We start from the raw sequence: 16,123 nt of genomic DNA, 5'->3' as shown, positions 1-16,123 counted from the left end.
TTAGGACGCATCGATCTCTTTGAGCGCCCAGATCAGGCGATCCATATGCTTCTTGAGGCTGAAGTCGGACCGCAGATAGCGCTTGCCGAGACCGCGGAACGACACCGAGCCGTCCTTCACGATGACGCCGCGCTTGAGCAGTTCCTCGAACACCTTGGTGGAGTCGAGATCCGCATCGAGCACCTCGATCAGGAAGAAGTTGCTCTTGGAGTCCGGAACGATCCTGAAGCGATTGAGGCCCTTCAGCTGCCCATACAGATAGTCCCGCATCTCGGCAATCATCGCCACGGTACGGTCGACGTGCTCATCGTCGTCGAGCGCCGCGATGCCGGCCTCGACCTGCATCGGACCGAGATTCCAGGTCGGTTTGATGTTGAGCAGCGGCGTGATCAGCTGCTTGTTGGCGGCGATCCCGAAGCCGAGGCGCAGGCCAGCCAGACCAAACGCCTTCGAGAAGGTGCGCAGCACGATCAGATTGCTGAACTCGCGGGTCAGGTGCATGCCGCCTTGAGTCTGCGTAAAGTGGATGTAGGCCTCATCCAGCACGACCAGCGTATCGTCGCCCGCGGCCTTGGCGACGGCGCGGATCTGATCGTCGGTCATCAGCCGCCCGCTCGGGCTGTGCGGATTGGTGAGGAAAGCGATCTTCGGCTTCACCTCCTGCATCTTCGCGATGTAGCTGTCGATGGCGAAGTCGAAATCCGGCCCCATCGGCACGCCGACCGCGGTCCGCCCCTCGTTCTCCGAGAACATGTGGTAGATCGGAAAGCACGGTTCGTACATCAGGACCTTATCGTCCTGCCCCGCATAGGCGCGCAGAATGAACGAGATCACTTCGGTCTCGCCGGAGCCGCACACCACGCAGTCCTCATCGAAGCCGTATTTCTTGCCGATCGCCGCGCGCAGCGATTTCGACGTCCACTCCGGATACAGCGACAACCGGGCCTGGCCCTTCTGAACCGCATCGAACGCCTTCGGCGACGGACCGAACGGATTCTCGGCCGAACCGAGCTTTGCAATCTCCGCCAGCGCCACGCCAAACTTGTTCGAAACGTACTCGCTCGAGAGACCCGGCGTGTAGGGTTCGTTCTCGACAAGCGCAGGGGCAGCGACGCTGACCATCATGAATTTCCTTATGTTCCGACGATCGACAGCCGACCACCGCTCGAAGACGCTCGAACTATGTAGCAGTACGATTTAATTGTACAGTAGTACAATATGGATTGTCTGTAGGTTGGAAAGTCGCCGAAGCGCTTGCGCCACGACGTTGATTCCGATCCTGACCGAGCTGCGCTCGCCTGGACCAGGATCGCCGGCGCACTGCGGCGGCTCACCATCGGCACCGTTGAGCTCGAAGTCGCAAAGCTGCCGCGCGTGCCGCCGAACTCCCCGGTCGCCGAGGTTCGCCGCGTCTTCGCCATGGCGGACCGCAAAGTGATCCATCTGGCCAAGGTCACCTATCGCGGCGATTTCGTCCGCATCGAGATGGATCTGCGGCCCTAGCGGCTACTGCCGGAAGAACAGCTCCTGATTTCGTCGCTCCAGCTCTTCGCCGTAGGTGCGCAGCACGTGGGCTTCGCTCACGGTGCCGATCGCCATCAGGTGATCCGGCCGGTCGACCACCGCCAGCACGTCGGCTTCGCTGCGCTCGAACGCGGTGAGGATCTCGCGGATCGACATGCCGCGGAGCAGATACTCCTCCCGCTGCTGCGCCAGGGTTTCGAGTTGCTGATCGGTCTGGCTCGTCACCGAATGCAGGTTCGCCGAGGTGACGAGACCGGCGTAACGGCCATTGGGCTCACGCAACACGATCTGGCGCACGCGCGCCGGCGAGAACATTTTCTGCGCTTCGCCGATCGTCTCCGTCGACAGGGCCCCCTCGAAATCGGTGCGCATCAGCGAGGCGGCGCTGAGCTGCTGCGTCCAGCCGACGTCCTGCGGACCGCGGATCGCTTCGCCACGCAGATGGAAGCGCCAGGTGGCAAAGCTGTAGCCGAACAGCTCCCGCACGATCAGCGCGCATACCGCCGAAGCGACGACCGCGCCGACCGTGACGGAGAAGTCGCCGGTGATTTCCAGCGCCAGACACACCATGCTGAAAGGCGCCCCGATCACGCCGGTGCCGAACGCCGCCAGCGCCGCGATCGCCGCGGTGCCGGGCTGCAGCGCCGAGGTCGGAAACGGAACGCTCATCACGACGCTGTAAAGTTGGCCGATCAGGGCGCCGAGTAGCAGCGAAGCGAAGAACAGGCCGCCGCGAAAGCCGGAGCCGAGCGAGATCGCCGAGGCCATCATCTTGAAGATGATGGTGGTGGCAAGCAGCAGCCAAGTCGGGTTGCTCACCAGGAGAATCTGCATTGCGCCATGTCCCGCACCGAGGACGGTCGGCGTCAACAAAGCGAGGCCGCCCAAGAGTGCGCCACCGACCACCGGCCTGAGCATGCCCTTGAAGACTGACAGCCGCTGAAAGCAGCGTTCGGAGAACGCCACGGCGAGCATCACGAGGATGCTGGCGAACGCGCAGATCACGCCGATCAGCGCCGTCTGAATGATCATTTCCGCAGAGACGGGCGAAGGAAATCCGGGCACCATCAGAAACGAGGTGTGCGTCAGATGCCGCGCCACCAGCCAGGCGGCCACCGCGCTGGCGATCACCGGGATGAGGCCGGCGGCCGTATAGGCGCCGAGCACGACTTCGAAGGCGTAGAATGCACCGGCCAGGGGTGCCGAGAACGCCGCGCTGATCGCGCCGGCGGCACCGCACGCGACCAGCAGCCGCATATCACTACGCCGCGCGGCGAGCCGCTGACCGATATGCGAGCCGAAGGTGGCGCAGATCTGCGTGTAACCGGCCTCGAGACCGACCGAGCCGCCGAAGCCGTTGGATAGGAGTGTCTGAATCGAGATCAACAGGCTGCCGCGAAACGAGACACGGCCGCCGTACAACGCGTTGGCCTCGATGGCGTCGGCGAGTTGCTGGCCTTTGACACGGCGGGCGAAGATCAGCGCGACGATCGCCAGAACCGCACCGCCGATCGTCGGAATCAGCAAGGTGCGCTGCCATGAGATGACGCCGGTGGCGCTGAGATGGCTGTCGTACGGAATGTCGAACAGCAGCCCGTGCGCGAGCTGGCTGAGGGTCGAGATCGCCGCCACCAGCAATCCGCTGAGCAGTCCGACCACCATGGCGATGAGAACGAGCCCGGTCTCTCGATTGCGCACGAAATTGCGCAGCGCCACCGGAAGCAGGCGCGGACCGCCTGCAACTGCCGGCTGACTGGGGTTTGGCGGCGTCACGATGGTCATCGGCCGGGTCCGGCGGCCGTGGCGTCCACGACCCGAAAGCCGATATTGCTGGCGGAGCTGTCGGGCGTGTTGGAACTGCGCGCGCCGACACGGTAACGGTTGCAATAGGAGGCATGGCACAAGAACGAGCCGCCGCGCATCGAGCGGTTCGGCGCCGGCTCGGTATGCAGAGGATCAATGGCCGCGGTGACGTCGTGATAGCGCGGCGAAAACGTGTCCTCGCACCACTCCCAGACATTGCCCGCGACGTTGTAGAGTCCATGACCGTTCGGCGCGAAGGCGTGCACTGGCGCCGTGCCGTAGTAGCCGTCCTCTTCCGTGTTGAGATCCGGAAAGCGACCTTGCCAGATATTGCAGCGATGCTCGCCGTCCGGCGTGAGTTCGTCGCCCCAGGCGAACGTTGCCTGATCGAGGCCGCCACGCGCGGCAAATTCCCACTCCGCCTCGCTCGGCAGCCGTGTCCGTGACCAGTCGCAATACGCTTTGGCGTCGTTCCAGGACACATGCACGACCGGATGGTCGAGCCGGCCCAGGACGCTGCTCTGCGGCCCTTCGGGCTGGGCCCAGTAAGCATGCGCGATCGGGAGCCACCACGGCGTCTCCTGCACCCGTCGCCCGAGCCCGCCCCGGTTGTCCGGCGGAAGCAGGCCTTCGAACACGAAGCTCCAACCGTAGCGTTCGGCGTCCGTCGTGTAGCCGGTGGCGCGGACGAAGTCGCCGAACTGCAGATTGCTGACCGTGTAGCAGGCAATACGGAACGGCGACACCGTCACGCGGCGTACAGGACCTTCGCCGTCGGCGGGAAAGCGAAGATCATCCGAGCCCATCCGGAAGCTGCCGCCGAGCGGGTCACTCCAGCGCCGCTTGATCGCCTCGAGGCTCGGAACGACGACATCGGGCGCAGGTTCGCGCGAAGCCGCCGACGTATCGACGGCGCGGCCCTGGCTACAACAACCCGATCGGCTCCCGGCCATCGGCCGCTTCCTCGCGATGGTCGCGCGACGCCCTTGCGTCTTGCAGATGTTGCGCGGTTACTTCTGCTTGTCTTCTTCCCAGAACGCGTTGCCGCCCTCGGCCTTCATCAATTCAAGGATCTTCTCGCGCGGAATCACGCCGCAGCGATCGGCCCATGCCTGATATTGCGCCGCCATGTCGCGCACGCGATCGGGCTGCTCGGCGGCGAGATCGTGCATTTCGGTGCGGTCCGTCTCCATATCGTACAGCTCCCACGGGCCGGGATATTTGCGCACCAGCTTCCACTTGCCGACGCGTATCGCGGCGTTGCCCTCATGTTCCCAGAACAGCGGCCCGCGTTCGCCATAGGCCGAGGCGAATGACGGCACCAGACTTGTGCCTTCACACGGCAAGATCGTGTTGCCGTTGTATTCGGTCGGATAGGTAGCTCCGGAGACTTCCAGGATCGTTGCCATCACGTCCGGCAATTGGCTCGGATTATGTCTCAGCCCGCCCTTCTCCTTGATGCCTTGCGGCCAGTGCACGATGAACGGCGTGGCGATGCCGCCCTCATGCACCCAGTGCTTGTAAAGCCGGAACGGAGCGTTCGACAGATTGGCCCAGGCGGTGCCGTAGCTCTGATAGGTGTCCTCGCCGCCCGGCATCAGCGATGGATCGTTGCCGAACTTCACCGGCCGGCCGTCGCGGGTCTTGGCCTGCGCGATCATCAGTTCGTCGACGAGTTCCTTGGCGGTGACACCTTCCGGAATGTCTTCGGCGCAGGCGCCGTTATCCGACAGGAAGATGATCAGCGTGTTGTCGAGTTGCCCGGTCTGCTCGAGCGCCGCGATGATCCGCCCGATGCCCTGATCCATCCGGTCGATCTGCGCGGCGTAGACCTCCATGCAGCGCAACGTCCAGTCGCGATGCTCGGCCTCGGTGAAAGGCGGCTGGCTCGGATCGCGATCCGTCAGCCGCCAGTTCGGATGGATCAGGCCATCCTCGACCAGCCGCTTCAGCCGCTCCTCGCGAAGCTGATCCCAGCCGGCGTCGAAGCGCCCCTTGTACTTGGCGATATCCTCCTCGTGGGCGTGGAGGGGCCAGTGCGGCGCCGTGTAGGCGACGTATTGAAAGAACGGCTGCGCGGCGTGCTTCTGATGGTGCTGCCGGATGTAGCTGACGGCCTGATCGCTGATCGCGTCGGTGTAGAAGAACGACGGATCGTTGACGGCCTCGTGCTCGACATTGTCATTGCCGCGGGTCAGCGTATTCGGATGATAGAAGCTGCCGGCGCCGATGATCGTGCCGTAAAAGTGCTCGAACCCGCGCTGCAGCGGCCAGGCATCGGTCGGCTCGGTGAGGCTGGCGGCGATGTGCCACTTGCCACTGAGGTAGGTCTTGTACTTGGCCTGCTTCAGCACCTCGGCAATGGTGACGCAGCTTTTGTTCAGGTTTCCCGAATAGCCTTCCGGGCCGTTGCTGTAGGTCAGGATGCCGATGCCGGTCTGGTGCGGGTGCAGGCCGGTCAGCAGCGAGGCGCGCGACGGGCTGCAGCGCGCGGTGTTGTAGAACTGCGAATAGCGCAGACCGCTCGCCGCGAGCCGATTGAGATTCGGCGTGTCGATTTCGCCACCGTAGCAGCCGATGTCCGAGAACCCCATGTCGTCGTTGAGGATCAGCAGGATGTTGGGGCCCTGTTGAGACTTCGCACCGTTCGCCATAGCGTCATTTCTCGTTTGTTGTTGGATCCGGGGTTATCAGGTCTGTCGCCGCGTCAGGCTGATGCTGAGGCGGAAATAGTCGGGCAGATAGACGGCGCGCAGCAACTCCAGCACGCGGCCGTCCTCTCCGAAGGTGACACGCTCGATCGATAGCAGCGGTGCGCCGGGCGTGACGCCGAGCAGCTCGGCGCTGGCGGCGTCTGCGAGATCGGCTCCGATGCTCTGGCGCGCATCCTTGATCGCGAGGCCGAGCTCCTGTTCGAACACGCGATACATCAGGATGTCGGTGAGGTCGCGCTTCTCCAGCTCGAGCCCGATGTCCGGTGGATAGAACGCGTGCTCGATGGCGATCGGCGTCTGGTCGGCGAGCCGCACCCGCTTCAACTGCCACACCGCGCGCTCGCGCAGTTCGTCACGGACGGCGGCATCGTGACGGTTGGTCATGCCCTGTTGCAACACGCGCGCGCCGGCGGTGTAACCGGCATCGCGGATGGTTTCGGAGAAGCCCATCAGCCGGCCAACCCAGTTTTCCGGCTGGTTCGAACGCAGGAAGGTCCCGCGACCGCGCGAGCGGTCGAACATGCCCTGGGCAACCAGCGGCGCGATGGCGTTGCGGATGGTGATGCGGCTGACGCCGAAATGCGCGCCGAGCTCAGCTTCGGTCATCAACCGGCCGGTCGCGTCGATCAGCTCGCCGGCTTTGACCTTGCTGCGGATCGCCTCGCGGATCTGGATGTGCAGCGGCGTGTCCGCTGCCGGTGCCGCGGCGGCCCCGTTGCGAGGCTTGGTCCTGGCGCGAGGTGTCACCGGCATGGCGTCACAGACGGGCCTTCGTCGCAGGATCGAACAGGTGAACGTCCTGCGGCCGTGCCGTCACCTTGATGGTGTCGCCTTCGTTCGGGATTTCGATGTCCGACACGCGCATGCGCAGCAGCGTCCCGGCGCAATCGAGGTCGAGGATGGCCGTGTCGCCGAGATCCTCGATCAGATCGACGCGCGCGGGCACGCCGTCGGCTGCGACCCGCAGCGCGCCGGGCCGCAGGCCGACGACCACGTCACGCTCGCCGGTCAGCGTCGAACCAGTCTTGAGCCGGTGACCGCCGACGATGACGTCGCCATCGACGTAGCGCGCCGGAATGAGATTCATCGGCGGGTTGCCGATGAACCCGGCGATGTCGATGGAATTGGGCCGGGCGAACACTTCGGCCGGCGTGCCGATCTGCTGGATCTCGCCACCCATGAACACCGCCATGCGGTCGGCCAGCGTCATCGCTTCTTCCTGGTCGTGGGTCACGTAGACCGCGGTGACGCCGAGCGCGCGCTGCAGCTTCTTGAGCTCGGCGCGGGTTTCCAGCCGCAGCTTGGCGTCGAGGTTGGACAGCGGTTCGTCGAGCAGGAACAGCTTGGCCTTGCGCACGATCGCGCGCGCCAGTGCCACGCGCTGCTGCTGACCGCCGGACAGTTGCCCCGGCTTGCGATCAAGCAGATGCTCGATCTTCACCTTGCGGGCCGCATCCTGCACCGCAGGTCCGATCTCGGCTTTCGGCAGCCGCGACATCTCCAGCGGGAACGCGATGTTCTGCGCCACCGTCATGTGCGGATACAGCGCGTAGCTCTGAAACACCATCGCGATATCGCGGTCTCGCGCATCCACCGCCGTAACGTCCGCACCGTCGATCAGCACCTGCCCGGAGGTCGGTGCATCGAGACCGGCGAGGATGCGCAACGTCGTGCTCTTGCCGGAGCCGGATGGCCCGAGCAACGCGAAGAACTCACCCTCGCGAATGTCGAAGTTGACGCCTTTCAGCGCAGCGAAACTGCCGTAAGTCCGCTCGATGTTGCGGAAACTGACTTGACCACGCCCGCTCATCGGCGCCCTCCTCCCTTGACCGCGCCCACCGTCAATCCCTTGACGATGTGCTTCTGCGCCACCACCCCGAGAATGATGACCGGCAGCATCGCCAGCACCGAGACGGCGGCGAGCTTGGTCCACAGCGTCTGCTCGACCGAAACGAAATTGAACATCGCGACCGTCACCGGCCGCACCGTGTTGCCGCTCAGCACGACGGCAAACAGAAACTCGTTCCAGGCGTTGAGAAACACGAACACCACGGTGACGGCGATGCCGCCGCGCACCTGCGGAATGATGATCCGCCACAGCGTCTTCATACGTGATGCGCCGTCCAGATAAGCGGCCTCTTCCATCTCGAAAGGAATATCCTCGAAATACGAGACTAGCAGCCAGATCGCGAACGGCAGCGAGAACGACAGATAGATCAGGATGATGCCCTGATAGGTGTCGATCCAGCCGATATTCCGCAGGATCATGAAATACGGAATGATGATCCCGACCGGCGGCAGCATTTGCGTCACCAGGACGTAGAAGCCGGCCGCCTTCTTGCCACGAAAGCGCAGCCGCGCGAGGGCATAGGCTGCCGGGACCGCCATCACCATGGTGATGATCGTGGTGCCGACCGAGATGATCATGCTGGACACGAGATTGGGCAGGATCGAGCTGGAGCCGAACAGCACGTCGCGATAGGCGTCGAGCGTCGGGGCGAACAGCAGCTTGGGCGGATAGGCGAGCACGTCCTGATCGGTCTTGAGCGAGTTCAGCACGCTCCACAGAATCGGGAACGCCCAGGCCAGCAGAAAGATCAGCGACACTGCCGTCACGGCGATGATACGCAGCCGCTTGCCGGTCATTTCGACCTCCGCAGCGCGAACAGCACGCCCGAGATCAGGATGGTGACGATCAGCAGCGCCACGGCGAGTGCAGATCCGTAGCCGAACGACAGCTCGGTGAAGGACTTGCGGTAGGCGTACAGGTTGAGGATCTCCGTCGCGGTGCCGGGTCCGCCCGCGGTGACCGTGAAGATCGCCGCGAAGGCGGTCAGCGCCACCATCGTCCGCATGATGATCACCATGACGATGGCGGGCCGCAGCAAGGGCAGCGTGATCCGAACGAAGCGCTGCCACGCCGAAGCGCGGTCGAGCCGGGCCGCTTCGTAGATATCGTCGGGCAGCGACGCCAGCGAGGCCAGCAGCACCATGAAGGCGAACGGCGTCCACTGCCAGGTGTGGATGGCGATCACCGACAGCATCGCCAGCTTCGGCTCGCCGAGCCAGTTCTGGCTGCCGAGCCCGGCATTGATGGCGAGGAAATCGACGATGCCGAATTCCGGCGCCAGCATGAAGGTGCGCCAGATCATGCCCACCACCGCCGGCGACAGCACCACCGGCAGAATCGCGATCAGCCTGAACCAGCCCTGCCCGCGCTTCATGTCCATCACCAGCAGCGCCAGCGCGAGTCCGATGACGACCTGCAGCACCACGGTGGAGCCCGTGTAGATCAGGCTGACCAGCAGCGACGACCAGAACCGGTCGTCGGCAAGCAGCACCGTGTAGTTCTCGAGACCGACATAGCCGTTCATGAACGGCATCGCGAGATCGACGCGGTGGGCGCTGGTCCACACCAGATACAGCAGCGGGAACGTCGTCGTCGCCGTCAGGGCGACGAAGGCCGGTGCCAGCAGAGCGGAGGCGAACCTCCGCTCCCGCCGCGCCAGCTCACGATCATAGCCGCTGCCCGCCGGCGCGCTCGCGATGTCGGTCGTCGTCATCGCTCAGCCGCGCATCATCGGTTCGATACGCTTCTGTGCGTCGTCGAGCGCGGCCTTGACGGTGGCCTGGCCCGACAGTGCAGCCTGAATCGCCGTCGCCATGGTGTCGCCGATCGCCGGCCATTGCGGCACGCGCGGCCGCCAGTCGACATCGGTGTCCTGCTCGAGCGACTGCATCGTCGCCTCGACGAAATTGTCGCCGAAGCCGTTCATCAGCTTGACGTAGTCCGGATCGCGCCAGATCGAGCTGCGGTTGACGCCCGAGCGCTTGGTCGATCCGGCGAAGCGATGCGCCGTGCGGGCCTGGGTTTCGGCACTGGCGGCCCACTGGATGAACAGCCACGTCGCCTTCTTCTTCTTGTCGGGCAGCGCGGCATTGATCGGGAAGCCCCAGTTCCAGATCGAGGTGGTGCGCTTGCCGCCCGGCCCCTTCGGCCAGCGCGCATAGGCAACCTTGCCGATCACTTTGGACTTGTCCGGATTGTTGATAACCGAGGCGGAGGAATGCGCGTCGATGTAGCTCGCCACGGTGCCTTGCGAGAACGCGTCTGCGATGTCCGGCCAGTTCCAGTTCGCCGCGGCCGTCGGCGCGTATTTGCGCATCAGGTCGACGTACCAGGCCAGCGCAGCCTCGGCTTCCGGGCCGTTGACGGTGAGCTTGCCGCCTTTCATCCACTCGCCGCCGAACTCGCGGAACAGCGACGGGTAGATGTACATATTCTGCCCGGCACCGGCGACGCCGCGCAGCGCCGCGCCCCAGACCCGTTCGTTCGGCGCATTCAGCGCCGCAGCGTTCGACATGTACTGCTCGAGCGTGTCGGCCGGCTTCAGGCCCTTGGCCTCGAACAGATCCTTGCGATAGACCTGAATGGTGACTTCACCGTCATACGGCATGCCGTACAGCTTGCCGTCGACGCTGTCGGCACTGCGCCAGGCCGGAATGATGTCGTCGAACTTGAACCACTCGGCGTCGGTCAATGATTTGTCGGCCAGATACGTATCCAGCGGCTCGACCCATTTGTTCGCCGCATAAAGCGCAAAGTACATCGGATCGGCCGCGTGCGTCGCGTAGGTGCCGGTCTTGGAAGTGAGGTCGATGACGCTCTTCTGCCGGATCTGCGCCGGCGGGATTTTCTCGAAGCGCACGTCGATGCCGGTGAGTTCCTTGAACTGCGGTGCGAGCGTGATCAGGTTCTCGAAGTAGCTGGCCGGGATCACCGCGACGGTGATCTGCTCGCCCTTGAACTGCTGCCAATCGATTTTTGCGGCTTTGTAAGGCGCGAGATCCCCGTCCTGGGCACGTGCCCGGCCGATCAAGGCGGGGGCGGATAACAACGCAGTCATCGCCGCGCCGGTCCGCAAAACGGCTCGTCTGGTCGGCTCAAAGGCCATGTGGTCCTCCCTTGCTCCGGTTTTATGGCACCGGTTAAGTCACGACATTTCCCGAATGTTATGACAAAGTCAATCTGGAAGGCGCCTCCTCCGGAAGCGAGAAGCCACTGGTTGCAATGGGCACAACTCGAGCAGAAGATCGACGTCGGCTCGAAGTCTGGCAGCGAAGGAAATGTTGACCGTCGGATTGAGATGGCCGCCCGTGATCTGACGCGCGGCCGCGACGGCTCCGGAAGCCGAGACCGAGGTGTGGTAATATACCGTATTGAGCGGCCAGGACCGCTTAACCGTCGAGAGTCTGTCCATGTCAGACGTATCGAATCTGCTGCCGGTGACGCCGTCGATCGATCAGTTCGGCCACATCATCGCCAATGTCGCGGCGCCGGCATTTCTACTCGGGGCGGTCGCGGCATTCATCTCTGTGCTGGTCACTAAGATCAATCGAGTGATCGAGCGGGCGCAGTTCGTTCATGGAATTTCGGACGATGACAGAGAAAGGTCATTCCTCAAGAATGATCTGTCGAGGCTTCGCCGGCGTGCCGCGCTGCTCAATCGATCACTGTACTTTGCCGTCATCGCTGCGATCCTGACTTCGCTGATCATCATCGTCGCCTTCATCAGTTCGCTGCTGCGCCTCGCGCACGAACACGGCGTCGCTATCCTGTTCACGGCCGCGATGCTTGCGTTTTGTGCGTCCCTTGTCGATCTCGCGCGCGAAACGCGGATCGCGTTGCATGATAACGACTTGCGAATATAGACGAATAGCGGGCTTGGAGATTTCGAATGGAGGGGACTGCGATGATCTTTTGTCCCCCGCCATGCGGCTTGGTCGTTTCAGTTTCCTGCACCGCCTACGCTCGCCTAGATCCGGTACAGACGCGCCGCGGTATTGAACAGGATCTCGGTTTGCTCCGCCTCAGTCAGATGATCAATCGCGCGCCGAAACGTCCGATAAAGAGACTGGTAGTCGGTCCAAAGCTTTTCGATCGGGAAATTACTTCCGAACAGGCACCGTTTCGCCCCGAACAGCTCCACCGTCTGCTTGATGATCGGTGCGATGACTTCGAAACGATAGGCATGGTCGAACGTGCCGAGCCCGGATAGTTTGACGTTGACATTAGGACAGTCCGCCAGCGCCGACATGCCGTCGCGCCAGGCCTGCCAACCCTCCGGCGAAGTATCTTCCAGCATCCCGGCGTGCTCCAACACGAAGATGGTGTCGGGAAAATCGCGCGCGAGGCGAACGCTGTCGGCCATCTGCGAGGTGAACACCTGCAGCTCGAACAGCAGCCCGAGCTCCGTCACCAGGCTCAGCCCTCGTCGCCAGGCGGGATCGTTCATCACATCGGGGCGCGGGGCAAAACTGTATTGCGGATTGCTGTGCCAGTGCAGCTGCTGACGGATGCCGCGGGTCAGCGGCAGGGCGTGGAGCTGTTTTAGCAGATCGCCGACCGCGGGATCGGCCAGATCGGCATGCGCGACGTTGGCGTGCGGCCATCCGGTGGCGTCGGCGACCGACTGCACCCAGCGCGCTTCATCGAGGCTTTGGCCGGCCGGCCAGTTGGTCTGCACATAGATCGACTTGACCACGTTGCACGCGGCGATATCGGCGCGGTACTCGTCGATCGTGTAGTCCCGGCAGATCGGCTCGTACGGGCCGAAGATCCGCGGCACCTGCGGCCCCAACAGCCAGGTTAGATCCTTCAGCCGCCAGATGTGATGATGTCCATCGATGGTCAGGATCGGCTTCATCGCTTAGTCTCCACGCGGCAGTTCAGGTTGATCGGGTCGGCGGCCAATAGGCCGGCAGTTCGGTGCAGTCGCGTCCGCCCCAGCCCGCCTCGCTGGCCTGGTCGAACACCTTCAGCGTCTGCTGCGCGACCGGCAGCGCAAAGCCCAGCGCCTCGGCCTCGGCCACCATGGTGCGCAGATCCTTGCGGATCGAGTCGCAGTCGAACGTCGCAGAGCCGGGATCTTTGGCTTGCAGCGCGTTGGCCACCGCGCCGCCCCGCGCGCGCAGCACGTTCGGCGCGCCCGAGGTTTCGGCGAATAGTTCGACCATCCAGGCCGGATCACGGCCGAGATGGCGGCACAGCGCATAGGCCTCGCCGAAACTTTGCCAGAACACCGCGAGCGGCAGATTGACCGCGAGCTTCATGCTGGCCCCCGCCCCGATCGGCCCCATCAGCTCGACCCGGCGGCAGAGCTGCTCGAGCACAGGCCTGGCCCGGTCGAAGTCCGCCTGCGCGCCGCCGGCAAATCCCAGCAGCTTGCCGCTCAGCGCCGGCCCAACGGTGCCACCGACGGGGCATTCCAGCAGCGAGCCCCCGCAAGCCGTCACGCGCTGCGCCAGCGCCTGCTCGGCCGACGGCTGCACCGTGCTCATTTCGACGAACAGCTTGCCGGCGACAGGTCCGGCGAGCATGCCCGCCTCGCCGCCGTATACCTGCTCGATCGCATCGGCATCGGTCAGCAGGGTGATGATGAGTTCGCTGCGCTGCGCCAGGTCCTTCGGCGAAGCGGCGATCGCTGCACCGAGCTCGGCGAGCGGGGCCGCCTTTTCGGCGGACCGGTTCCACACCGCGACCTCGTGACCGACGTCGATCAGCCGGCGCGCGATCGCGCCGCCCATCCGCCCCAGTCCTGCAACGCCGATTTTCATAGCCGTGCCTTTCAGCTGCGTTCGCACCGGCGCAATCCGATGCGCAAGGCACGGCCGCCGGATGAGACTCTGGTCTCGCTACATCAGGTGATCGAGGATCTCGGGGTTCTTCAGCAGATCCTCTGCCCGGTCGTGATGACGGACCGCGCCGCTGGCCAGAATGTAGATCCGCCCGGCCACGCTGCAGGTCAGCTTGGCATTCTGCTCGAACAGCGCGACGGTGAGCCCCTCGGCGCCAAGCAGCGACAACGCGCGGCCGATCTCGCCGATCACGATCGGTGCCAGCCCCAAGGACGGCTCGTCGAGGATCAGCAAGCGCGGGTCCGGCATCAGTCCCATCGACACCGCGACCATCTGCTGCTGGCCGCCCGACAGCGTACCCGCCGCCTGCCAGCGTCGCTCCTTCAGGATCGGGAACAACGCGTAGCAGCGCTCGATATTGCGCAGCACGCGTTTGGTATCACCCAGCGGATCGCCGGCGATGACCAGGTTCTCTTCGACCGACATGCGCGGAAACAGACCGCGGCCTTCGGGCACGATCGAGATGCCGAGCGCGATCCGCTTGTGCGTCGGCACCGACTGCAACTCTTTGCCGTCGAACGTCAGCCGTCCCGACTTCGGTTCGACCAGGCCGCCGATCGCCTTGACGATCGACGACTTGCCGGCGCCGTTCGGCCCAACGACGCCGACGATCTCGCCTTTGCCGACGCTCATCGCCAGGCGGTCGACCGCCAGAAACGGCCCGTAGCGAACCGTCAGATCTTCGATTTCAAGCATCTGCTGTCCCGAGATATTGATCGATCACGCGCTGGTCCGACAGGATCTGCGCCGGCGGCCCCTCGGCGAGCTTCTCGCCGGCCATCAGCACCACGACCTTGTCGGCGAGTTCGCGGATCACCTTCATGGTGTGTTCGATGACGAAGATGGTGCAGCGGCCCTTGAGTTCCGACAGCACGCCGATCATGGTCCGGACTTCCGCCGACGACAGACCGCCGACCGGCTCGTCGAGCATCATCAGCTTCGGCTTCTGTACCAGCCGCATCAGCAATTCGACCTGGCGCTGCTCCATCAGCGTCAGGCTGCCGGCGCGGGCGTCGAAGCGATGGCCGATGCGCAGCCAATCGGCGATCTCTGCCACGGCCTCCGGCGATGCCGGGTCACGGGCATCGACCAGCGCAGTGGCGACATTGTCGCGCACGGTGAGTTCGCCGAACACCCGCACCGCCTGATACGTGCGCGTCAAACCGGCTTTGGCGATGCGAAACGGATTACTGCCAGCAAACGACTCGCCATCGAACACCACGGATCCGCTGTTCGGCTTGATATGGCCCGAGATGACGTTGACGAAGGTGGTCTTGCCGGAGCCGTTCGGTCCGATCATGCCCAGCGTTTCACCGCGGTGCTGCAGCAGATCGATGCCCTTCAGGGCAGCAACGCCGCCGAACCGCTTCGACACCGCCTTCACGTCGAGCAGGACGTCCTTGTTCATTTTGCACTCCCGCGCGACACCGGAACGTCAAGGGCTGCGGGAGCCTCGCGCTTCCGGCGCTGGAAGCCGCTGGCGATTCCGCCGGGCATCACCACGATCACCACGATGATCAACAGGCCGTACAGCACGTCCTTGACCGTGTAGTATTCCTGCAGCAGGAACGACAACGGCGCGAGCAGGATGGCGCCGATCACCGGCCCCCAGATCGTGCCGCGCCCGCCGAACGCGACCATCAGCCAGATGTTCATGCTGATCAGCACGTCGAACGACCGCGGCGAGATGAAGCCGATATACGGCGCGTAGAGCGCGCCGCCGATGCCGGCGAACAGCGAGCCGATGAAGAAGGCGATCATCTTGTAGCCGGTGACGTTGATGCCGAGCATGCCGGCGAGTTCGTCGTCCTCACGCACCGCGATGAGCCGGCGGCCCAAGCTCGAGTAGACGATTGCGATCAACGTGATCACGCCGAGCACGGCTGCACCAGCGAGCACCAGATCATACGACAGCCCGGAGAGCGGCGTGCCGGCAAACGTCGGCTGCGGGATCTGCGAGATGCCGGTGTCGCCATTGGTCCATCCAGCAAAGTAGACGAAGGCCAACGTGACGACGGTCTGGATCACCAGCGAGCACAGCGTGAAGTAGAACCCCTTCAGGCGCAGCGACGGCAGCCCGAGGATGGTGCCGGAAATCGACGCCGCCAGTGCGCCGACCGGCAGCGCCAGCCAGAACGACCAGCCCGAGGCAGTGAGGTCGACCACCGTGTAGGCGCTGATCCCGGCGAGGCCGGCGAACATCAGCGGCATCAGCCCGGTGTAGCCGTACAGCAGGTTCATGCCGCAGGCCCACAGGATATGGATCATCGTGACGCCGGCCACGAAGCCCAGATAGCGGTTGCCCGACAGCAGGAACGGCGTCGCGAATGCCAGCACGGCGAAACATGCGAGCGGAAGGCCGTGCCCTGCCCCGCGCAGCATGA

Annotated in this window: 16 protein-coding genes; 2 read left to right on the top strand and 14 right to left on the bottom strand. The window is 64.2% G+C overall.

Translation table 11 applies throughout. The features are described from left to right. A complete protein-coding gene (locus D4Q52_RS01790) occupies positions 1-1,122 on the bottom strand; it encodes a pyridoxal phosphate-dependent aminotransferase (RefSeq protein ID WP_182915196.1) in 1,122 nt (373 codons plus the stop codon). 132 nt (positions 1,123-1,254) lie between these two features. Between D4Q52_RS01790 and D4Q52_RS01785 the strand changes: the two genes are divergently transcribed. After that, positions 1,255-1,503 (top strand): hypothetical protein, encoded by a 249-nt coding sequence (locus D4Q52_RS01785; protein ID WP_182915195.1) that lies wholly within the window; start codon positions 1,255-1,257, stop codon positions 1,501-1,503. Positions 1,504-1,506: 3 nt separating this feature from the next. Here D4Q52_RS01785 and D4Q52_RS01780 read toward each other — a convergent pair whose 3' ends face one another. The 8 genes from D4Q52_RS01780 to D4Q52_RS01745 are packed head-to-tail and all read right to left on the bottom strand — an operon-like array spanning position 1,507 to position 10,948. Further along, positions 1,507-3,306, bottom strand: coding sequence for a chloride channel protein (locus D4Q52_RS01780; RefSeq protein ID WP_119854796.1), 1,800 nt, complete (start codon positions 3,304-3,306; stop codon positions 1,507-1,509). Beyond that, a complete protein-coding gene (locus D4Q52_RS01775) occupies positions 3,303-4,280 on the bottom strand; it encodes a formylglycine-generating enzyme family protein (protein ID WP_119854795.1) in 978 nt (325 codons plus the stop codon). The genes D4Q52_RS01780 and D4Q52_RS01775 overlap by 4 nt, the downstream gene beginning before the upstream one ends. Before the next feature lie 57 nt (positions 4,281-4,337). After that, a complete protein-coding gene (locus D4Q52_RS01770; protein WP_119854794.1) occupies positions 4,338-5,981 on the bottom strand; it encodes an arylsulfatase in 1,644 nt (547 codons plus the stop codon). Between the two features lie 36 nt (positions 5,982-6,017). Next, positions 6,018-6,794 (bottom strand): GntR family transcriptional regulator, encoded by a 777-nt coding sequence (locus D4Q52_RS01765; RefSeq protein WP_119854793.1) that lies wholly within the window; start codon positions 6,792-6,794, stop codon positions 6,018-6,020. A gap of 4 nt (positions 6,795-6,798) precedes the next feature. Next, the gene (locus D4Q52_RS26870; protein ID WP_119854792.1) at positions 6,799-7,851 is read right to left on the bottom strand and encodes an ABC transporter ATP-binding protein; all 1,053 of its coding nucleotides are present in this window, start codon (positions 7,849-7,851) and stop codon (positions 6,799-6,801) included. After that, a complete protein-coding gene (locus D4Q52_RS01755) occupies positions 7,848-8,687 on the bottom strand; it encodes a carbohydrate ABC transporter permease (RefSeq protein WP_119854791.1) in 840 nt (279 codons plus the stop codon). The genes D4Q52_RS26870 and D4Q52_RS01755 overlap by 4 nt, the downstream gene beginning before the upstream one ends. Then, positions 8,684-9,604 carry a carbohydrate ABC transporter permease gene (locus tag D4Q52_RS01750; protein WP_119854790.1) on the bottom strand — a complete coding sequence of 307 codons (921 nt, stop codon included), beginning with the start codon at positions 9,602-9,604 and terminating at the stop codon, positions 8,684-8,686. Before D4Q52_RS01750 ends, D4Q52_RS01755 begins: the two co-directional genes overlap by 4 nt. Before the next feature lie 3 nt (positions 9,605-9,607). Then, positions 9,608-10,948 carry an ABC transporter substrate-binding protein gene (locus tag D4Q52_RS01745; RefSeq protein WP_182915194.1) on the bottom strand — a complete coding sequence of 447 codons (1,341 nt, stop codon included), beginning with the start codon at positions 10,946-10,948 and terminating at the stop codon, positions 9,608-9,610. Positions 10,949-11,261: 313 nt separating this feature from the next. Between D4Q52_RS01745 and D4Q52_RS01740 the strand changes: the two genes are divergently transcribed. After that, positions 11,262-11,753 carry a DUF2721 domain-containing protein gene (locus D4Q52_RS01740; protein WP_234831028.1) on the top strand — a complete coding sequence of 164 codons (492 nt, stop codon included), beginning with the start codon at positions 11,262-11,264 and terminating at the stop codon, positions 11,751-11,753. Between the two features lie 104 nt (positions 11,754-11,857). Here D4Q52_RS01740 and D4Q52_RS01735 read toward each other — a convergent pair whose 3' ends face one another. The 5 genes from D4Q52_RS01735 to D4Q52_RS01715 all read right to left on the bottom strand — a co-directional run bounded on the left by D4Q52_RS01735 (position 11,858) and on the right by D4Q52_RS01715 (position 16,121). Then, positions 11,858-12,748 (bottom strand): amidohydrolase family protein, encoded by an 891-nt coding sequence (locus D4Q52_RS01735; RefSeq protein WP_234831027.1) that lies wholly within the window; start codon positions 12,746-12,748, stop codon positions 11,858-11,860. A gap of 22 nt (positions 12,749-12,770) precedes the next feature. Then, entirely contained in the window at positions 12,771-13,658 is an 888-nt protein-coding gene (locus tag D4Q52_RS01730; RefSeq protein WP_119854787.1) for an NAD(P)-dependent oxidoreductase, read from the bottom strand. A 78-nt stretch (positions 13,659-13,736) separates the two neighbouring features. Continuing rightward, positions 13,737-14,435: an ABC transporter ATP-binding protein gene (locus D4Q52_RS01725; protein WP_119854786.1), complete on the bottom strand. Its 699-nt coding sequence runs from the start codon at positions 14,433-14,435 to the stop codon at positions 13,737-13,739. Beyond that, positions 14,428-15,147, bottom strand: coding sequence for an ABC transporter ATP-binding protein (locus D4Q52_RS01720; RefSeq protein WP_119854785.1), 720 nt, complete (start codon positions 15,145-15,147; stop codon positions 14,428-14,430). The genes D4Q52_RS01725 and D4Q52_RS01720 overlap by 8 nt, the downstream gene beginning before the upstream one ends. Next, entirely contained in the window at positions 15,144-16,121 is a 978-nt protein-coding gene (locus D4Q52_RS01715; RefSeq protein ID WP_182915193.1) for a branched-chain amino acid ABC transporter permease, read from the bottom strand. Before D4Q52_RS01715 ends, D4Q52_RS01720 begins: the two co-directional genes overlap by 4 nt. Positions 16,122-16,123: the final 2 nt, after the last annotated feature.

The sequence above is a fragment of the Rhodopseudomonas palustris genome, from assembly GCF_003591005.1.
Taxonomy (GTDB): domain Bacteria; phylum Pseudomonadota; class Alphaproteobacteria; order Rhizobiales; family Xanthobacteraceae; genus Rhodopseudomonas; species Rhodopseudomonas palustris_K.
Note: the sequence above shows the minus strand (reverse complement) of the source record. Positions and strands in the feature narration are given on the sequence as shown.